Annotated in this window: 14 protein-coding genes and 1 riboswitch; of the genes, 9 read left to right on the top strand and 5 right to left on the bottom strand. The window is 66.4% G+C overall.

Translation table 11 applies throughout. From position 1 onward, the window contains the following. Nucleotides 1–452: 452 nt before the first annotated feature. Genes DES44_RS18765 through DES44_RS18775 form a run of 3 tightly spaced genes read left to right on the top strand, consistent with a single transcriptional unit; the run spans nucleotide 453 to nucleotide 4,110 of the window. Complete coding sequence (locus DES44_RS18765) at nucleotides 453–1,193, top strand: hypothetical protein (protein WP_147307139.1); 741 nt, start codon at nucleotides 453–455, stop codon at nucleotides 1,191–1,193. Between the two features lie 42 nt (nucleotides 1,194–1,235). Beyond that, the gene (locus DES44_RS18770; protein ID WP_058933295.1) at nucleotides 1,236–2,315 is read left to right on the top strand and encodes an AAA family ATPase; all 1,080 of its coding nucleotides are present in this window, start codon (nucleotides 1,236–1,238) and stop codon (nucleotides 2,313–2,315) included. Then, a complete protein-coding gene (locus DES44_RS18775) occupies nucleotides 2,299–4,110 on the top strand; it encodes a vWA domain-containing protein (RefSeq protein WP_058933294.1) in 1,812 nt (603 codons plus the stop codon). Before DES44_RS18770 ends, DES44_RS18775 begins: the two co-directional genes overlap by 17 nt. Nucleotides 4,111–4,245: 135 nt before the next feature. On the opposite strand, the gene DES44_RS18780 is transcribed toward DES44_RS18775, so the two are convergent. Together DES44_RS18780 and DES44_RS18785 are read right to left on the bottom strand one after the other, a co-directional pair. After that, nucleotides 4,246–5,049 carry a suppressor of fused domain protein gene (locus tag DES44_RS18780; protein ID WP_083525212.1) on the bottom strand — a complete coding sequence of 268 codons (804 nt, stop codon included), beginning with the start codon at nucleotides 5,047–5,049 and terminating at the stop codon, nucleotides 4,246–4,248. A gap of 153 nt (nucleotides 5,050–5,202) precedes the next feature. After that, nucleotides 5,203–5,775: a histidine phosphatase family protein gene (locus DES44_RS18785; protein ID WP_058933293.1), complete on the bottom strand. Its 573-nt coding sequence runs from the start codon at nucleotides 5,773–5,775 to the stop codon at nucleotides 5,203–5,205. 230 nt (nucleotides 5,776–6,005) lie between these two features. Between DES44_RS18785 and DES44_RS18790 the strand changes: the two genes are divergently transcribed. After that, nucleotides 6,006–6,551, top strand: coding sequence for a DUF2059 domain-containing protein (locus DES44_RS18790; RefSeq protein ID WP_058933292.1), 546 nt, complete (start codon nucleotides 6,006–6,008; stop codon nucleotides 6,549–6,551). A gap of 20 nt (nucleotides 6,552–6,571) precedes the next feature. Here DES44_RS18790 and DES44_RS18795 read toward each other — a convergent pair whose 3' ends face one another. Next, nucleotides 6,572–7,468: an aldo/keto reductase family oxidoreductase gene (locus tag DES44_RS18795; RefSeq protein WP_058933291.1), complete on the bottom strand. Its 897-nt coding sequence runs from the start codon at nucleotides 7,466–7,468 to the stop codon at nucleotides 6,572–6,574. Between the two features lie 92 nt (nucleotides 7,469–7,560). Between DES44_RS18795 and DES44_RS18800 the strand changes: the two genes are divergently transcribed. Next, complete coding sequence (locus DES44_RS18800) at nucleotides 7,561–8,496, top strand: LysR family transcriptional regulator (RefSeq protein ID WP_058933290.1); 936 nt, start codon at nucleotides 7,561–7,563, stop codon at nucleotides 8,494–8,496. Beyond that, the gene (locus DES44_RS18805) at nucleotides 8,493–9,032 is read left to right on the top strand and encodes a GNAT family N-acetyltransferase (protein ID WP_058933289.1); all 540 of its coding nucleotides are present in this window, start codon (nucleotides 8,493–8,495) and stop codon (nucleotides 9,030–9,032) included. Before DES44_RS18800 ends, DES44_RS18805 begins: the two co-directional genes overlap by 4 nt. Before the next feature lie 46 nt (nucleotides 9,033–9,078). On the opposite strand, the gene DES44_RS18810 is transcribed toward DES44_RS18805, so the two are convergent. Then, nucleotides 9,079–9,780 (bottom strand): PEP-CTERM sorting domain-containing protein, encoded by a 702-nt coding sequence (locus tag DES44_RS18810; protein ID WP_058933288.1) that lies wholly within the window; start codon nucleotides 9,778–9,780, stop codon nucleotides 9,079–9,081. Between the two features lie 269 nt (nucleotides 9,781–10,049). Between DES44_RS18810 and DES44_RS18815 the strand changes: the two genes are divergently transcribed. Then, the gene (locus DES44_RS18815; RefSeq protein ID WP_058933287.1) at nucleotides 10,050–11,897 is read left to right on the top strand and encodes an ATP-binding response regulator; all 1,848 of its coding nucleotides are present in this window, start codon (nucleotides 10,050–10,052) and stop codon (nucleotides 11,895–11,897) included. Here DES44_RS18815 and DES44_RS18820 read toward each other — a convergent pair. After that, a complete protein-coding gene (locus tag DES44_RS18820) occupies nucleotides 11,812–13,137 on the bottom strand; it encodes a voltage-gated chloride channel family protein (RefSeq protein ID WP_058933286.1) in 1,326 nt (441 codons plus the stop codon). The two genes, DES44_RS18815 and DES44_RS18820, sit on opposite strands and share 86 nt — an antisense overlap. A gap of 105 nt (nucleotides 13,138–13,242) precedes the next feature. Further along, a riboswitch (Fluoride riboswitch) is annotated at nucleotides 13,243–13,320 on the bottom strand. Between the two features lie 181 nt (nucleotides 13,321–13,501). Here DES44_RS18820 and DES44_RS18825 point away from each other — a divergent pair. After that, on the top strand, nucleotides 13,502–15,181 hold the full coding sequence (locus DES44_RS18825) for a GAF domain-containing protein (protein WP_058933285.1): 1,680 nt from the start codon (nucleotides 13,502–13,504) through the stop codon (nucleotides 15,179–15,181). Next, complete coding sequence (locus DES44_RS18830) at nucleotides 15,162–15,731, top strand: MOSC domain-containing protein (protein WP_058933284.1); 570 nt, start codon at nucleotides 15,162–15,164, stop codon at nucleotides 15,729–15,731. The genes DES44_RS18825 and DES44_RS18830 overlap by 20 nt, the downstream gene beginning before the upstream one ends. Nucleotides 15,732–15,739: the final 8 nt, after the last annotated feature.

Raw genomic sequence — 15,739 nt, forward strand, 5'->3', positions numbered from 1 at the left:
GGACAACACACCGCTTTCAGAGGAGAACCCGCGACGCTGACCCAATGCCGCGCACCATGGATGGGCGAAAGAACTGGCTACTTGGCCAATGTAATCACGCCGTAACTCGTGTGGGGAGGTTATGTCGTGGGCGCATAGATTGATGCGCAAAGGCAAGTGGTACCGGTGTCGTTGGCAGTGGATCGATGCCACCCCGATGGGTGAAGACTCTCAGCAACTGGTAGTCAGCGAGCTAAAGCGCTAGCGTGCCATCTAGCCCCGGCAGACATTGGCGCAGTCTGCGGTGCCTACCCGTACAGCTCGCTAATCTGTTTTTCCAAGCGAATCAACCACTTCGGCAGATCTGATTCCTTAACCTCCAAACCTGGCACACCTGTTGCAAATCGGGAGGCGTCACCGTTGATCCGGCCCCGATGCGCCTCGCTGAACCGACCCTGCCCTCCATGCACGCCATGCCCGCCATCATTGCCGACGCCTACCAAGTGTTCGGACGTCACCCCGCCCCCAGCCTGCCGCTGGACGCCTGCCCCTGCTGCATGGATCCGGAGCTTCAGGAGGACCTGCGCAAGCTGCCTTTGCGCCAGCTCTCCCGGCACTACTTCTCCGAGTACAACAGCGCCGCCAAGGGCGAGGTTCAACCGGTCTCCGAAGTCCTCTACTTCCTGCCGCGTCTGCTCGAACTGGTCGCTCACGGGGAAGAGATTCACCACTCCATCGAGCTCTATCTGAACCGCATTGGCCGCTGTCCGCAAACCACCTTCAACGAGTCTGAACAGGCCATCCTTGATCGATTCGCGCTCACCTACTTCGCTGACCATCTGGCGTCGCTTGAGCATCGAGTGCTCAAAGACGCCATGTCGGTATTGCTGATGTTCCATATCGGAGGCCTGCGCCTGGAGCCGTTGCTGGACTATTGGCTCAACTGCCAAGACCCAAGGTCCACGGTTCACTATGTCGAAACCTGCTATTGGGATTTCCTGGAGGGCCGGGAAGTGTCCAACCCATTCGCCGACGACCTCCCCGACTTTCGCCAAACCATCGCGCAATGGATGCTCGCACCGGCCCACCGGGCCGTCTTTGCCAACAAGCTGATGCAGCCGACATTCCTGCGCTTGGTGGACCAGAAACCCAAGAGCATGAGCATGAGCTTCAGAGAGGTTGTCGATGCCGTCTCGGCCTTCCTGTCTGAATGAACAGGCCCGTCACGCCTGAACCGCCAGTCCCATCCATTTCCCATGCATTCAACCGTCACCCTTTCCATCAAGCAGATTCATGAGCTGCTGCTGAACGTCGCCCCCGTGCGCCCAGTCTTCATCTGGGGGCCGCCGGGTGTTGGCAAGAGCTCGCTGGTGGAGCAATTCGCGTCCTCGCTGGGCTTGGAATGCGTTGCACTGCTGGGCTCGCAGTTGGCGCCCGAGGACTTGATCGGCATTCCAAAGATTGAGGGCGCGGTGAGCCGCTTCTATCCGCCCTCGATGATCGTGCGCGACCGCGAATTCGTGCTTTTCATTGATGAGCTGAACATCGCCTCGCCGGAAATCCAGAAGGCCTTCTACAGCCTGATCCTGGACAAGCGAATCGGCGAATACCGGCTTCCCGAGGGCTCCATCATCATCGGCGCCGGCAACCGGGCCCACGATGCCGCTCTGGCCAAGCAAATGCCCAGCGCCCTGGTCAACCGCATGGTTCACGTGCATTTGCGGGCGTCGCACCGGGAATGGCTGGAATGGGCTGAAGCGAACGCCATCCACCGCTGGGTGCTGGACTATGTCCGCTCGCGACCCAGCCAGCTCTCCACCGACGTGCCGCCGGCCAAGGAAGAGCCGTTCTCGACCCCTCGCAGCTGGCACGCGGTCAGCGATGCGCTACACGCCTTTGGTGAGGACATCTCGCCGGACCACCTCGATGCGCTCCTGTTTGGCAGCCTGACGCGCGACCATGCCGTCGGCTTCAAGGCCTTCCTGAAGCAGATCCGCAATCAGTTCAGTGTCCACAAGATCCTCAAGGGCGAGGAAACCTGGCCCAGTGCAGCAGAGGACCGTGACTTGACCTACTTCCTGACCCAGAGCCTGCGCGACCTGCTGGTCAAGGAGTTGCCCGATCGCGAAACGCAGCTCAGCCGCGAAAGCCGAGAGCTGGCCCAGTCGGCCAAGCTCGCGCTGAAATCCCTGGCCCGCATTGACGGCGAGCTTGCGCAACTGGTGCTCACCGACAACGACGCCGGAGACCGCGTGCCGGACTGGTTCGTCCTGGACATCGCCAAAGAGTTGCCTCGCCTGCTGCAGCAAAGGACCCCCGATGGGCAGCAAAAGTAGCCGCGCCAAGCGCAAGCCTCAACCCCACGAGGAGGCCATCGAGAAGCTGCGAGCGCACTACCTGTTGGGACCGGTGGCCCACACGCTGACCTTCTATCCGAGCGCTCGGGCGGGGCGGGCGCAAGTGTCACCCAAGGCCTATTGCCAACTCGAAGGCAGCGGCACAGTGATCTTCAATGAGGAACTGAAGCTCTCGACCTCGCAGTGGCTTGGCGTCTTTGCGCTGATCGCATTGGTCTACGCCGTGGGCGGCCCGCGTCGCCTGCCTGTTCCCTCATTGACGTCTGATCTGGCTGCGCAGATCGCCGCGCTGCATTGGTGGCATCAGCTCAAGGTCGGCGAGTTGCCGGAACACATCGAGCTGCCGCCGGAGATCTTGCAATGGGGACGTCAGCCCATCGAGCTGATCGCCACGCGCCTACGTTCCGAGCCGCCCAATGAGGTTCTTGACGGCGACTGGACCTTGACCCGGTCGCCCGAGGCCCTCATGCGTACCGCAGCGGAAGTCCCGGCCATTGCCTACCGCCAGCCGGTGGACCATGAGCAACTGTTCGCCCAGGCCCTGGTGGACAACGCCAAGCGGGCCCTGCAGCTGCAGCACGAGGCCAGTCACCCGGTCAGGCCTGGCCATGACCCCAACAGCACAGGCGCCAAGGCGAAGCGTTGGCTGATTTCCCACTACCCGCTGCTGGGCTCCCTGCTCACCAGTTTCGAGCTGGTGGAAGACGCAGACATCTGCGAGCGCCTGGGCATCCACATCGCCGCCATCCAGGTCGGGATCGGTGAGATCTACTTGAACCCGCGCCGGCAACTGGGTCTGGAGCAGGCCAAGTTCGTCTTGGCCCATGAAATCCTGCATGCCGGCTTGAACCACGCCAGCCGACGACAGGGCCGCGATCCTTACCTGTGGAACGTGGCCTGCGACTTCGTGATCAACGATTGGCTGGTCAGCATGAATCTCGGCATGCCGCCCGACAGCGGGCTGCTCTTCGATGAGGAGCTTCGTGGCCTGCCCGCAGAACACATCTACCTAAAGCTGGCCGCAGATCTGCGCATACGCCGCAAGCTCACGACCTTGCGAGGTGACGACGTTGACATCCTGGACGAGCGCCCCGGCCGCTTCTTCACCGACCGCGAGGAATTCTGCAGGCGAGCGTTGCTGCAAGGCCTGGACTACTCCCAGGCCACGGGGCGCGGCTTGTTGCCCGCCGGCTTGATTGAAGACATCCGCACCTTGAATCAACCCGCCATCCCGTGGCAAGCCAAGCTCGCGGAATGGATACAGGAGCGTTTCCCGGTCCCAGAGCGCCGGCGCAGTTGGGCGAGACCGTCGAGGCGGCAGTCCACCACGCCGGAGACCCCCAGACCGCGTTTCGTGGAGCCTGAGGAAGAGCGGATGACGCGAACCTTCGGGGTGATCGTCGACTCCAGCGCGTCCATGGACCGCGCGGACCTGGGCAAGGCGCTGGGGGCCATCGTGGCCTACTCGCAGGCGCAGGCCGTGAAGCAGGTCCGCCTGGTCTACTGCGACGCCCAGCCCTATGACGAGGGCTACGTGCAGGTGGAGTCCCTGGCCTCGCGCGTTCGGGTGCGGGGGCGAGGAGGCACGGTGCTGCAGGCTGCGGTCAACCTGCTTCAGGGGCAAAAGGATTTTGCGAAGGAGTGCCCCATCCTGATCATCACGGACGGCTTCTGCGAGCCAGACCTGCAGGTGGTCCATGACCATGCATTCCTGCTCAGCACTGGCATGCGCCTGCCGTTTGCGACCCGCAAGCCTGTTTTCCAGATGAGCTGACCGGGAGGATTCAAACCTCTGGTCTTGCGAGCACCGTGCGGCCAAGTTCTGAACTCAACGAGCGCCACCCCGAACAGTTCAGAATGCAGCCAGCAATCCGTCCCGTATCTGCTCAGATCACTTCAGAACCCCGGGTCACCAGAACTTCCACCACGGCTTCGTCTCTGAGCGGCTCGCCCCGTCGGTTGCTGAGCCCGTCGCTGCAGTGGGTGCGGGTGCAGGTGCGCCCCCTGCGGCCGCAGAGCTCCCCGCTGCGGCCTCCAGCGCGGCCAAGGCCTCAGCTGTCACCAGCGACGGCCGTCCCGGCGCCACGTAGTGATACTGGCCCGACGACTTCAGCTTGTCATGAAGCGCTTTGCGCCCGGCCGCACGCGCCTGGGACACATAGTGAAGTTCCTCGGCCGTCAGCAATTGGACGCTCGCGAGCACCACTTCGCCGCCAGGAAACTCCACCGTCTTGGGAATCTCGGGATGGTCCACGCCGATCATGACGCCGACCATCCCCGCTTCATTCTGGTAGTCCTCCAGTCCCATCTCATCGGCGAACAACTCCATGGTGACCACGCCATGGGTCTTGACGAACTGCGCCACCTGCCCCGAATGGGCCGCCTGCTGCGCCACCGCATGAACCAGCTTGAACACGGGGCTGTCGGTCACCGCACCCGCAAGAGGGGCCTGCGTCTCGGCGTAGATCTCAATGCCGAAACCCGCGTTAGGCGCTTCGGAGTCGTCAAACGGATCGGACAGACCATTGGAGATGACCAGCGTGTGGCTGCCGCGTCGCACCACACTGAAGGCCTGCCGCAGGGCCGGCCAGCTCGGGCCTCCCATGAACGCCGGGTTGATGATGTGGCCGATGACGTCCGGATCCACCTGGCCGAATGAGGCATACAGCGCGTCGCGCGCCTGGCAGGTGGCATCAAACAGGGACTGAGACATGAACCGTTTCCAATCAATGAGGTTGCGAAGGACGCGCTCCACGATATAAGTTCGCGTCCACGCGCAACACCACCTCAGGGGGGACGTGCTTCAGGATCTCGCCGCAAGCGTGCAAAACTCAACGCACCTCGGCCGTCTCACGGACGGCGCCGACTACGGCACCGCAAAGGTCGCCAGGATCTTCGGCTGTCCCTTGTCATCCGCGCCGACCACCAGCCCTTCGCCCGACGCGGTGTCGCCGCTGACCAGCGCGGACTGCACAAACATGTGGGTGACCCACACCTCAAACTGCCCCGGACGCTTCGACGCATCCACCACCGCCTGCCGCAATTGCACCATCGCCTGCGCATTGACCTGATCAGAAGCCCCCTGCGGCGACCCGAGCGCCGGCCAGCGCTCGGCCGACCCGAAAGCCAGTTCGGCCGTATCCACGCAGCGGCACCAGGGACTGCTGCGCACCCGGGACGGGGTCAACTGTTGCGACTTCAGATACGCCCCCAACTGCCGCGCCTGCGCCCGGCCTTCCTCGCTGAGGTTGCGCTGCGTGCTGCAGTCACCCAGACGGAACCCGGGCGGATCGAAGGTGCCCGGCGCCCGTGCATGACGGAGCACCAGCACCACGCCCCCTCGACGCAACCAGGCAAGGCCGTCGTCCTGGGCGCCCCAGGCGCGTTGCAGCATCAGCGGCAGGCTCAGCAGCCCCAGACAGGTGGATCGACGGTCCATGCGGCACTCCTCGGGATCAACAGCATCAGGATGACTTTGGCGCCGGATGATGCCGGTTTTGGCAGACCCTGGTCATTGCCCGGATATGGTGGGCGCCACCGCGTCAAGCCGCTGCGCGCTCCGCGGCTGAGGCAGGGTTCGCTCCAATGCCAGCACGCCCAGAACCCATGCCCGCTGAGGCACACTTGCGCCCACCCAATCGTCCAACAATCCATTCCAGGGAGAATTCCATGCGCGCTTTCGCACTCATCGCTCTGTTTGCATCCTTTGCCGTGCAAGCCGCCCCGGCCAGCGAAGCGTCGGTCGAACAGTTGCTCACGGTCACCCGGGCGGAAGCCCTGATGGACGGCATAAAGGCCAACATCGAGCCGATGTTCAACCAGACCTTTGAAGAGTCCATGCGCGGCCAGCCCATGACGGCTCAACAAAAGCAATGGGCTCAAAAGTTCCAGACCAGTGTCCGCGCGCTGATGCAGGAAGAACTGGCCTGGGACAAGCTCAAGCCGCAGTACATCCAGATCTACCGCGAGAGTTTCGAGCAGGAAGAGATCGACGGCATGCTGGCTTTCTACGCGTCCCCGGCCGGTCAGGCCATGATCAACAAGATGCCGGTTGTGATGCAGAAATCGATGCAGCTGTCGCAGCGCATGATGCAATCGATGATGGGCAAGATGAAGACCCTGGTCGAAGAGACGGCGAAGGAAGCCATGGAAGCCATGGAAGCCGAGGAAGCGAAGGAAGCGAAGGAAGCCCAGGCCGGTCAGGCGAAGAAGTGAACCCCGTGCGGGCGGCTCGCTCAGTGGCCCGAGCCGGCCTCCTGGCCGATCCCGTTGAGCGCCGCCACCGCTTCCGGCGGCAACGTCAGCGCTGCCGCCTGCATGTTCTCTCGCAGATGCGAGACTGAGCTGGTGCCCGGAATCAGCAGCAGGTTCTCCGACCGCTGCAGCAGCCAGGCCAGCGCCACCTGCATCGGCGTGGCCTGCAGCTGCCGGGCCATCTGACCCAGCGTGCCCGACTGCAGCGGCGTGAATCCCCCCAGCGGGAAGAACGGCACGAAGGGGATGCCTTCGCGAGCCAGCAGGTCCACCAGGTCGTCGTCCGCGCGCCGAGCCATGTTGTAGAGGTTCTGCACACAGACGATCGGCACGATGCGCCGCCCGTCCTCCACCTGGCGGCGGGTCACGTTGCTCAGCCCGATATGGCGCACCAGGCCTTCCTGGCGCAGCTCCGCCAGTGCCGTCAGCGGCTCCTCCAGCGATCCTTCCGCGGGGCCATGCACATCCAGCATGCTGCGCAGGTTCACCACGTCCAGCACGTCCAGGCCCAGGTGGCGCAGGTTGTCGGTCACGGCCTGCCGCAGTTCGGCACGGGACAAGGCTGGCAGCCAGCCGCCCTGCTCATCCCGGCGCGCTCCGACCTTGGTCACCAGCGTCAACCCGTCGCGATACGGATGCAGCGCCTCCTTGATGATCTGGTTGGTGATGTGCGGGCCGTAGAAATCGCTGGTGTCGATGTGGTTGACGCCCAGCTCCACGGCTTCGCGCAGCACCGCAACGGCGGCGGACCGGTCCTTCGGGGGGCCAAAGACACCGGGACCGGCCAGTTGCATGGCGCCGTAGCCCAGGCGCCGGATGGGACGGCCGGCGAGGGGGTAGGTGGAGGTCGAGGTCAGGGTCGAGGCAGGTGCAGTCATGAAGGGCTCCGTTGAATGCAATGGACTGTAGGCACCCAAGCTCTGCGCGATAAGATGGTTCAATCAGGACGGGCTGTACGGCTGGACGAACAATGACGGACTTGACCGAGCTTCAGGCATTGTTGGCGGTGGTGAGGGCCGGCGGCTTCCGGGAAGCGGCCCGGGCCAGCGGCGGCGGGGCTTCCAGCCTGAGCGACGCCGTGCGCCGCCTGGAAAAACGCCTGGGCGTGCGCCTGCTCAACCGCAGCACCCGCAGCGTGGCCCCGACCGAGGCTGGACAGCGGCTGCTGGAGCGCCTTGCACCCGCGCTGGATGAGGTCGAGGCCTCGCTGGATGTGGTCAACAGCTTCCGAGACCGGCCCGCCGGCACCCTGCGCTTGAATGTGCCGGTCAGTGCGGTGCGCCTGGTGCTGCCGCAGATCGTGCCCGCCTTCCTGGCCGCGTATCCGGACATCCGGCTGGAGGTGATGGCCGAGGAAAGCCTGGTGGACATGCTCGCGGCCGGGTGCGATGCCGGCATCCGCTATGAAGAGCGGCTGGAGAAGGACATGATCGCCGTGCCGATCGGTCCCCGTGTGCAGCGCTATGCCACGGCCGCCTCCCCCGCCTACCTCGACCGCCACGGGCGGCCGCATCACCCGCGTGAGCTGTTGCAGCATGCCTGCCTGCGCGGACGCTTCGCGAGCGGTCACATGCCACTGATGGAGTTCGAACGGGACGGGGAAGTGATCCTGCTGGACCCACCCGGCCCGCTGGTGGTGCGGATCGGGGAAGGGGTGCAGTTGGCGGTGGAAGCCGCGGTCGCCGGCACTGGTGTCCTTCAGCTCTTCGACGGCTGGCTTCAGCCTTATTTCGACAACGGCTCGCTGGAGCCGGTGCTGACCCCCTGGTGGCGATCCTTCAGCGGCCCCTTTCTCTATTACCCCAGCCGGTCGTTCATGCCCGCACCGCTGCGGGCTTTCGTGGACTTCATCAAGGCGGCACCCGCAGAGGCGCCGGCACCGATGTCCCTCCAGGCCTCGCCATGACACACCTGCCCGAGTCTCCTGACGCGCCCCATTTGCGCCCGGCCACGCCGGACGACGCAGACCGCTTGTCCGCCCTGGCCATCCAGGTCTATCTGGACACCTATGCGACGCAAGGCGTGAGCCAAGGCCTTGCCCGGGAAGCGCTGACCCTGATGTCCTCCGGCGCCTTCGCCGAGCGCGCCCAGCAGCCCCATCTGCGGCTGATACTCGCCGAGAAGGGCGATGGACTGGTGGGTTTCGCCGAGATGGCTCTCAACGCCGGTCCGGCCCCGGGCACCTCGCAGGAAGGGGCGGAACTCGTGCGGCTGTATGTGCAGCCGGCCTTCCAGCGCAGCGGGGTGGGCGGTCTACTGATCGAGGCGGCTGAACAGCTGGCCCGGGCTGCTCAGCGGCCGTCCCTGTGGCTCACCGCGTGGGAGGGAAACCACCGGGCACGGGCCTTCTACGCCAAGCGCGCTTATGCCGACCATGGAGCGACCGTGCACTGGATCGAAGGCCAGCCGATCGGCAACCGGGTGCTGGTGCGTTTGCTGTAGCCCTCGCGGGATGCGGCTCAGCGGGGGTCCCCGGTGGGTCTCCGGCTCAGTGGGCAAGCCCCGGTACGGTGTCAGCGCGGCGGCCGCGCCGGAGCACACCCCCCACCGCCAGCAGCCCCACCAACATCAGCGCATAGCTGCCGGGCTCCGGCACGAGGGCGACCGTCCAGACGCCGCCGAGACTGTTCGGTGCACTGGTGTAGCTCCCCGCATGGCTGTAGTACGAGTAGGCCTCCCGGTTCAGAGAGCCGCCTTGCTGCGTGGAAGCCATCTGGAAGGTCTCCGAGAACCCCGACACGAGGAAATCGCGGCTGAGGAAGATGTCCCAGTTGGTGGGCAGACCGTTGACGTCCAGCGCGCCGATGCTGAAACGGCTGTCATTGGTGTAGCAGCCGCCCGGGATCTGGCATCCGTCCGGCACCAGCGGCCAGGTCAGGGAGTCGAGGTTGGCCGGCCCACCGCCCCAGATGGTCATCTTGTAGCTGATGATGTCGTTGGTCGTCGCGGGCCCGGTCAACGGCGTCCAGGTGTAGAACTCGATGCGCAGTTGCCCGGGAATGTCCCGCTCGTTGTCCCCAGGGACACGGTAGGTGATGGAATGGATGTTGAAGACATCGGACATGTAGGTGTACTGGTACCAGTCCGCATGCGCGGGACGCCCCAGTGCCATCAGCACCAGCGCCAGCATCACAAGGGGCCATCCACGCAGCCGTGTGCCCACCCAGGCGCGCAGGTTCTCGATCGTCATGTTGCTTCTCCCTGATGCGCTGCCGCCATGGCGGTCTCGCAGCGGCCCCGAAGGGCCTCGGGAACATTAGTGAAGCGGGGACCGCGATTCCAGCGCGGGCCGCGATGGTTTCGAGTGACATGTGTTGCGCCACCGGGCATGCCGCTTGACGCAGCCGGACCGCCTCCCAGTCTGTGACAACACGTGTGCCGCACGGCGCCAAGTCGGACGCAGCAGGGATACTGCATCGCTTCCTCCCCCCCGATGGCGCCCGTACGCCGTATGTGCCGATGACTGCTCCCTCCTCCCGCGCTGATCTGCTGCCGCTCATCGGGCAACGCGCATCCGCTGAAATCGCGGCGCTGGTCATTCCGCCGGTGGTGCTGGCGGCGGTACCGGCGCATGCGTCCCGCCAGTGGGCCTGGCTGTGGGCGGGTTGTTATCTGCTGGCGGCCGTGTTGCTGATCACCGCACGCCGACTGTTCCGGCGCGACCATGCACAGATGTCGGCGCAGGCTTTTCAGACGCGCTGGAGCCGGCGCATGGAAGTGTTCGCCCTTGGCTTTGGCCTGCTGTGGGGCGCCCTGCCCTGGCTGAGCGTGCCGACCCACTCCTTCGAATACGCGCTGCTGCTCTACCTGATGCTGGCGGGCACGACGGCGTCCACCGTCTCCTACGCCGCGGCCGACCTGCGGGTCTTCCTGTGTTACCTGCTGCCCGCCTGGGCCCTGGCCGTGCTCGGGGTTCCGCTGGCCTTCCCCTCCCATTGGCACACCGTCCTGCCGCTGTGCCTGCTGTACCCGTGGCTGGTGTGGCGGCATGCCCGCACCTCGCATGGCTTTCTGAAGGAGCAGTCCCAGCTCAAGCTTCGCAGCGAGGCGCTGGCCAGCGCCCATCGCGAAGCGCGCGACGCAGCCGCGGCCGCCTCCCGTGAGAAGAGCCTGTTCCTCGCGACGGCCAGCCATGACCTGCGCCAACCGCTGTATGCCCTGACGCTCACCGCGCAAGCCGCCGTGCAGCGCAACCGGGATCCGGCGCTGTCTCCGCTGCTGCTGGACATCAGCCAGGCTGCCAGCCATGTCAGCGACCTGCTCAATGCGCTGCTGGATGTCTCCGCGCTGGACAGCCGCAACGAACAGCTTCCGCTGCAGGCGCTGGCCCTGACGCCGCTGCTGTGCGAGCTGCATGAACGCTTCCAGCCGGAAGCCACGGCCCGCGGGCTGGACTGGCGGCTGCGCGGTCCGGACACACCCGCTTTTGTGATGGCAGACCCCATCCTGCTGCGGCGCGCCCTGTCCAACCTGCTGCACAACGCGCTGCGCTACACGCCGCGCGGTGGCGTGCTGCTGGCGGTGCGTCCGCGCGCGGCGGGATGGGCGATCGAGGTGTGGGACACCGGCGTGGGCATGGCCGAGCAGGAGCAGCAACGGCTGTTCGCCGCCTTCGAACGCGCCGACGATGCCTCACGACATTCCTCGGAAGGTCATGGTCTGGGACTGTCGGTGGTGCGCGACTGCGTGCACCGCCTGGGCGCCACCATCGAATGGCGGTCCCGCATTGACGTGGGCTCGCGCTTTCGCATCACGCTGGCAGCGGCCCCGGACACGCCCCCGCCGGTGCGTCGCAGCGATGCCCCCGTACTGGCCGCACCCGCGCCGCTGCGCGGCCAGGTGCTGGTGGTAGAGGACGATCCCGGCGTGACCCAGGGCCTGCGCCACCTGATGCAGGACTGGGGGCTGGACAGCCGCTTCGCCGCCGATGCGGTGCAGGCCTACCGGGCGCTGGCCGACGGTTTCGAGCCCGTCGTGGTGATGAGCGACCTGCGGCTGCGCGGGGACGTCAGCGGCTACGACCTGCTGCAGGCCCTGCTGGTGCGGCATCCCCAGGCGCGGGGGCTGATCGTCACCGGCGAGCTGGACCATCCGGACCTGGCCCGGGCCGATGAGGACGGGTTCCTGGTGCTGCGCAAACCGGTGGCGCCTGAAGCACTGCACCGGGTGCTGTCAGGCCTGCTGGGCTACACCCCGCTCCGGCCCCCGCTCCAGCCCGCGCTCACTCCTGACCCGGATGCGCACGCTGCGCCGCGGACGCCTCCTGCGCCGCCCGTTGCCGAAGCGAGGGCACCTCGCCCAGCTTGACGCCGGACGGCAGCTCCGGATGCTTGGCCAGACCGACACGCTGCGACTTGTAGATGCCGGTGTGGCCGGAGCACAAATAACTCACGCCGCAGGCCAATGCTGCATACACGCCGATCTCGGCGCCGAAGAGCTCGATGGCCATCAGCGTGCAAGCCATGGGCGTGTTGGAGGCCCCGGCGAACACTGCGACGAAACCCAGCCCTGCCAGCATCGGGAACGGCAGTTGCAGCAGCGGCGCCAGGGCATTGCCCAGGGTCGCGCCGATGAAGAAGAGCGGCGTCACCTCGCCCCCCTTGAAGCCGCTGGCCAGGGACCCGGCTGTCAGGGCCAGCTTGGCGGCAAAGTCGGTGGCGGGCAAGGGCTGCTGGAAGGCCTCCTGGATGACCGGAATGCCCAGACCCGCAAAGCGCCATGCATCCAGGCCCCAAATGATCAGCGCCAGAACCACGCCGCCTACCAGCGGGCGCAGCGGCGCATACGCCAGGCGCTGCCTCATGAAGGCCTGCCCGGCATGTGTCACGGTGGCAAACAGCATCGCCACCAGCCCGAACAGCATGCCCGCCAACACGACCGCCAGCAGCGGCCAGGCCGAGATCGGCGGCAGCGCCCCGACGGCATAGTGGGTGTGATGAGCGCCCCAGGCCGTGGTCACCTGGTCCGCCACGACCGCCGCCACCAGGCAGGGCCACAGGGCGTCATAGCGCAGACTGCCGATGACCAGCACCTCCAGGCCAAACACCGCGCCCGCCAGCGGCGTGCCGAAGACCGAGGCAAAGCCGGCGCTGATGCCGGCCATCAGCATCAGGCGTCGGTCCTCATCCCGCAGCTTGAAGCGGTCGGTGAGCTGGTCGGCCAGTGCACCGCCCATCTGCACCGCGGTGCCTTCACGCCCAACCGAGGCCCCGAACAGGTGCGACACCACCGTCGCGCCCAGGATCAGGGGCGCCATGCGCAGCGGCACCACGCGCTTGGGATCGTGGATCTCGTCGATCAGCAGGTTGTTGCCCGCCTCCACCTCCCGGCCCAGTTTCAGGTAGACCCATCCCACGCAGAACCCGGCGATGGGCAGTCCCCAGACCAGCCAGCGGTGCGCCTCGCGCGTGCGGGTGGCCCAGTCCAGCGCAAAGAGGAAGAAGGCCGAGGCCGTACCGGCCAGGACGGCGACCAGACTGGCCAGCACCAGCCAGCGCAGCAAGGAAGGGATGAGGTGGATGTGCTCGAGATGGCGCAGGTGTTTCATCAGGGACCCAGCGGTAGCAGCACGGCCTTCAAGGCCGCACCCGGATTGCAATGACGACTGGTTGATGAGGCCCGGGCGAACACCCACATGGCCCCGGTCTCCCAGGACGATGTAGGCATCATCAGCGTCACGACGAGGGCGTCGTTCGGCGGTTCGCGGAGGAATGCCATCTCCGTGCGGCGATTCTAGCCACGGACTCGGCTGCACGCTGCCTGCGTCAAATCCGGCCCTGTGCGAAGAATTCACGACGCCCGGCCGTGAAGCTGTGCCAAATGCCCCCGATCCAGGGGCTGACCGCTTGCAGGCCCGCCGTGCGGCCAGAGGACAATCAGGCCTTCTGCCCTGCCCGAAGAAGGTTTGCCTGATGCCCATCGCCGTGACCGGCCTGTCCATGCGCAATCGCCTGCTGCTGACGCTGGTGCTGTCGCTGGTGCTGGTGGCGGCCTCGGCATTGCTGGGCCTGTGGCAGACGCAGCGCATGGCGGACACCACCGAGTCGCTGTATGCCGACCGGCTGGTGCCGCTGAGCCTGCTGCGCGAGATGGCACGGGACCTGGGTCCGCAGGGCCTGGGCGGCGTCATCAACCCGGTCGTGGGCATCCGGACCAAGGGCTCGGACCGCGATGCACAGCGGCTGGCGGAGGCGTTGCGCCGCCAATGGCAGGCCTACCTCGGCACGCGGCTGGACACCACCGAAGACGTGCTGGCCCAGCGGCTGCAACCGCAGCTGGACAGCCTGCTCGGGGAAGTGGTCACGGCCAGCCAGGCCTCGCCGGACGACATCCGCGAGCTCAACCGGCTGAGGCTGGCGGTCATGCGGCAGGTGGACGATTTGGCCGGCTTCCAGCTCAGCCAGGCCCGCCTGGATACCGAGCGCACCCGCGAGGCCACTGGCGACGCGGCCCGCCTGGGCGTGGTGCTGGTCTCGGTCACCGCCTTGCTGTGCGGCCTGATGGTCTGGACCGTGTGGTGGCGGTATGACGAAGAACGCCGCGCCGGTGCCGACGCCCGGGAGCGGCTGCATCGCATGTACCAGGCGCTGTCGCAGACCAACCAGCTGATCGTGCAGCGGGAGGCGGTGCTGGCCCTGGGGCCGTCGGCCGAACAGACGCTGTTCGAGGGCTTGTGCCGCATCTGCGTGGAAACCGGCCATTCGCGGGTGGCGAACGTGGTCCTGCAGGACGGCAGCCAGTACGTGCGTGCCGCGTCCGCGGGGGATGTCGAGCGCTGGATGCCAGGGGCACCGCCGCGCTGGACCCAGGACTCGGCCTTCGGTCAAAGCTCGGTCAGCACCCGCGCCATCCTGTCGGGCAGCCACCAGGTCATCAACCGGCCCCTGCAGGATCCGCGGGTAATCCAGCCCGGTGCGCCGGTGGTGCCGCCGGGCGTGGAGGGCTTGGCCGCGTTTCCGCTGCGCCGCAACGGACAGGTGATCGGCGCCCTCAGCGTGCTGGCCGGCGAGCCGGACTTCTTCGACGAGACGGTCCTCCGACTCTTCGACGAGATGACCGACGACCTGTCCTTTGCGCTGGACAACCTCACCCGCGAGCGGGAGCGGGCCCAGGCCCTGGTCACCGCCCGGGAAGCCGGTGACGAGCTGCGCAACCTGATGCAGGCGATGCCGGTGCACATGGCGCTGACGCGGCTGCCCGATGGTGCGGTGCTGGCCATCAACGACGCGATGTGCCGCCGCTACGGCATCACCCGCGAAGAAGCACTGGGCCGCCGCCTGGTGGACCTGGGCGTGGGCCTGCTGCCGAGTTACCGGCAGCGCTATTATGAACTGCTGCAGCAGCACATGGACGTGGTGGGCCTGCCGGTGCGGGCCAACACCCGTGATGGCCGCGTGCTCACCTCCCGGGTGTATGCCCGACGGGTGCGGTATCACGGCCAGGACTGCGTGATCGGCTGCAGCGTGGATCTGGACGACACCACCGATGGCGCCGCGGCGCTGGCGGCGGTGATGCCAAAGGCAGGAACAACGAACACCGGCAGCGGGGCGCAAAGTCCTGGAGAATCGCTGCATGCAGATCCTCAGTCTTAATGTGGCCCGTATCGCCCCGCTGGTGGTGAACGGCAAGCAGGTGCTCAGCGCCATCCGCAAGCAGCCGGTGGACGGCCCGCTCGACGTCGGCCCGCTGGGCCTGACGGGTGACGAGCAGGCCGATCCGCGCTACCACGGCGGCCAGGCCAAGGCGGTGTATGCCTACCCCGCCGAACACTATGCCTTCTGGCAGACGGTGCGGGCCCAGGCGCAGGTCGCCGACTGGCAGGCGCCCCTGCCCTTTGGCAGCATGGGCGAGAACCTGAGCATCGAGGGACTGCTGGAGAACGACGCCTGGATCGGCGACGTGCTGGTGTTCCCGGACTGCGAGCTGGCCATCAGCGAGCCGCGGTATCCCTGCAGCAAGTTCAATGCCGTCATGGGCTTCAACAAGGCCACCAAGATGATGGTGCAAAGCGGCTGGTGCGGCTTTTATCTGGCCGTGCGTCAGCCCGGCCAGCTCGCGGCCGGACAGCGCTTTGAACTGCGCCCGGGTCCGCGAGAGGTCTCCATCGCCGAGGTGTTCCGGTCGAAGAAGCCCAAGGGCTGATCAGGTGT

This window comes from Roseateles depolymerans, assembly GCF_003387155.1.
GTDB classification, from domain to species: domain Bacteria; phylum Pseudomonadota; class Gammaproteobacteria; order Burkholderiales; family Burkholderiaceae_C; genus Roseateles; species Roseateles depolymerans.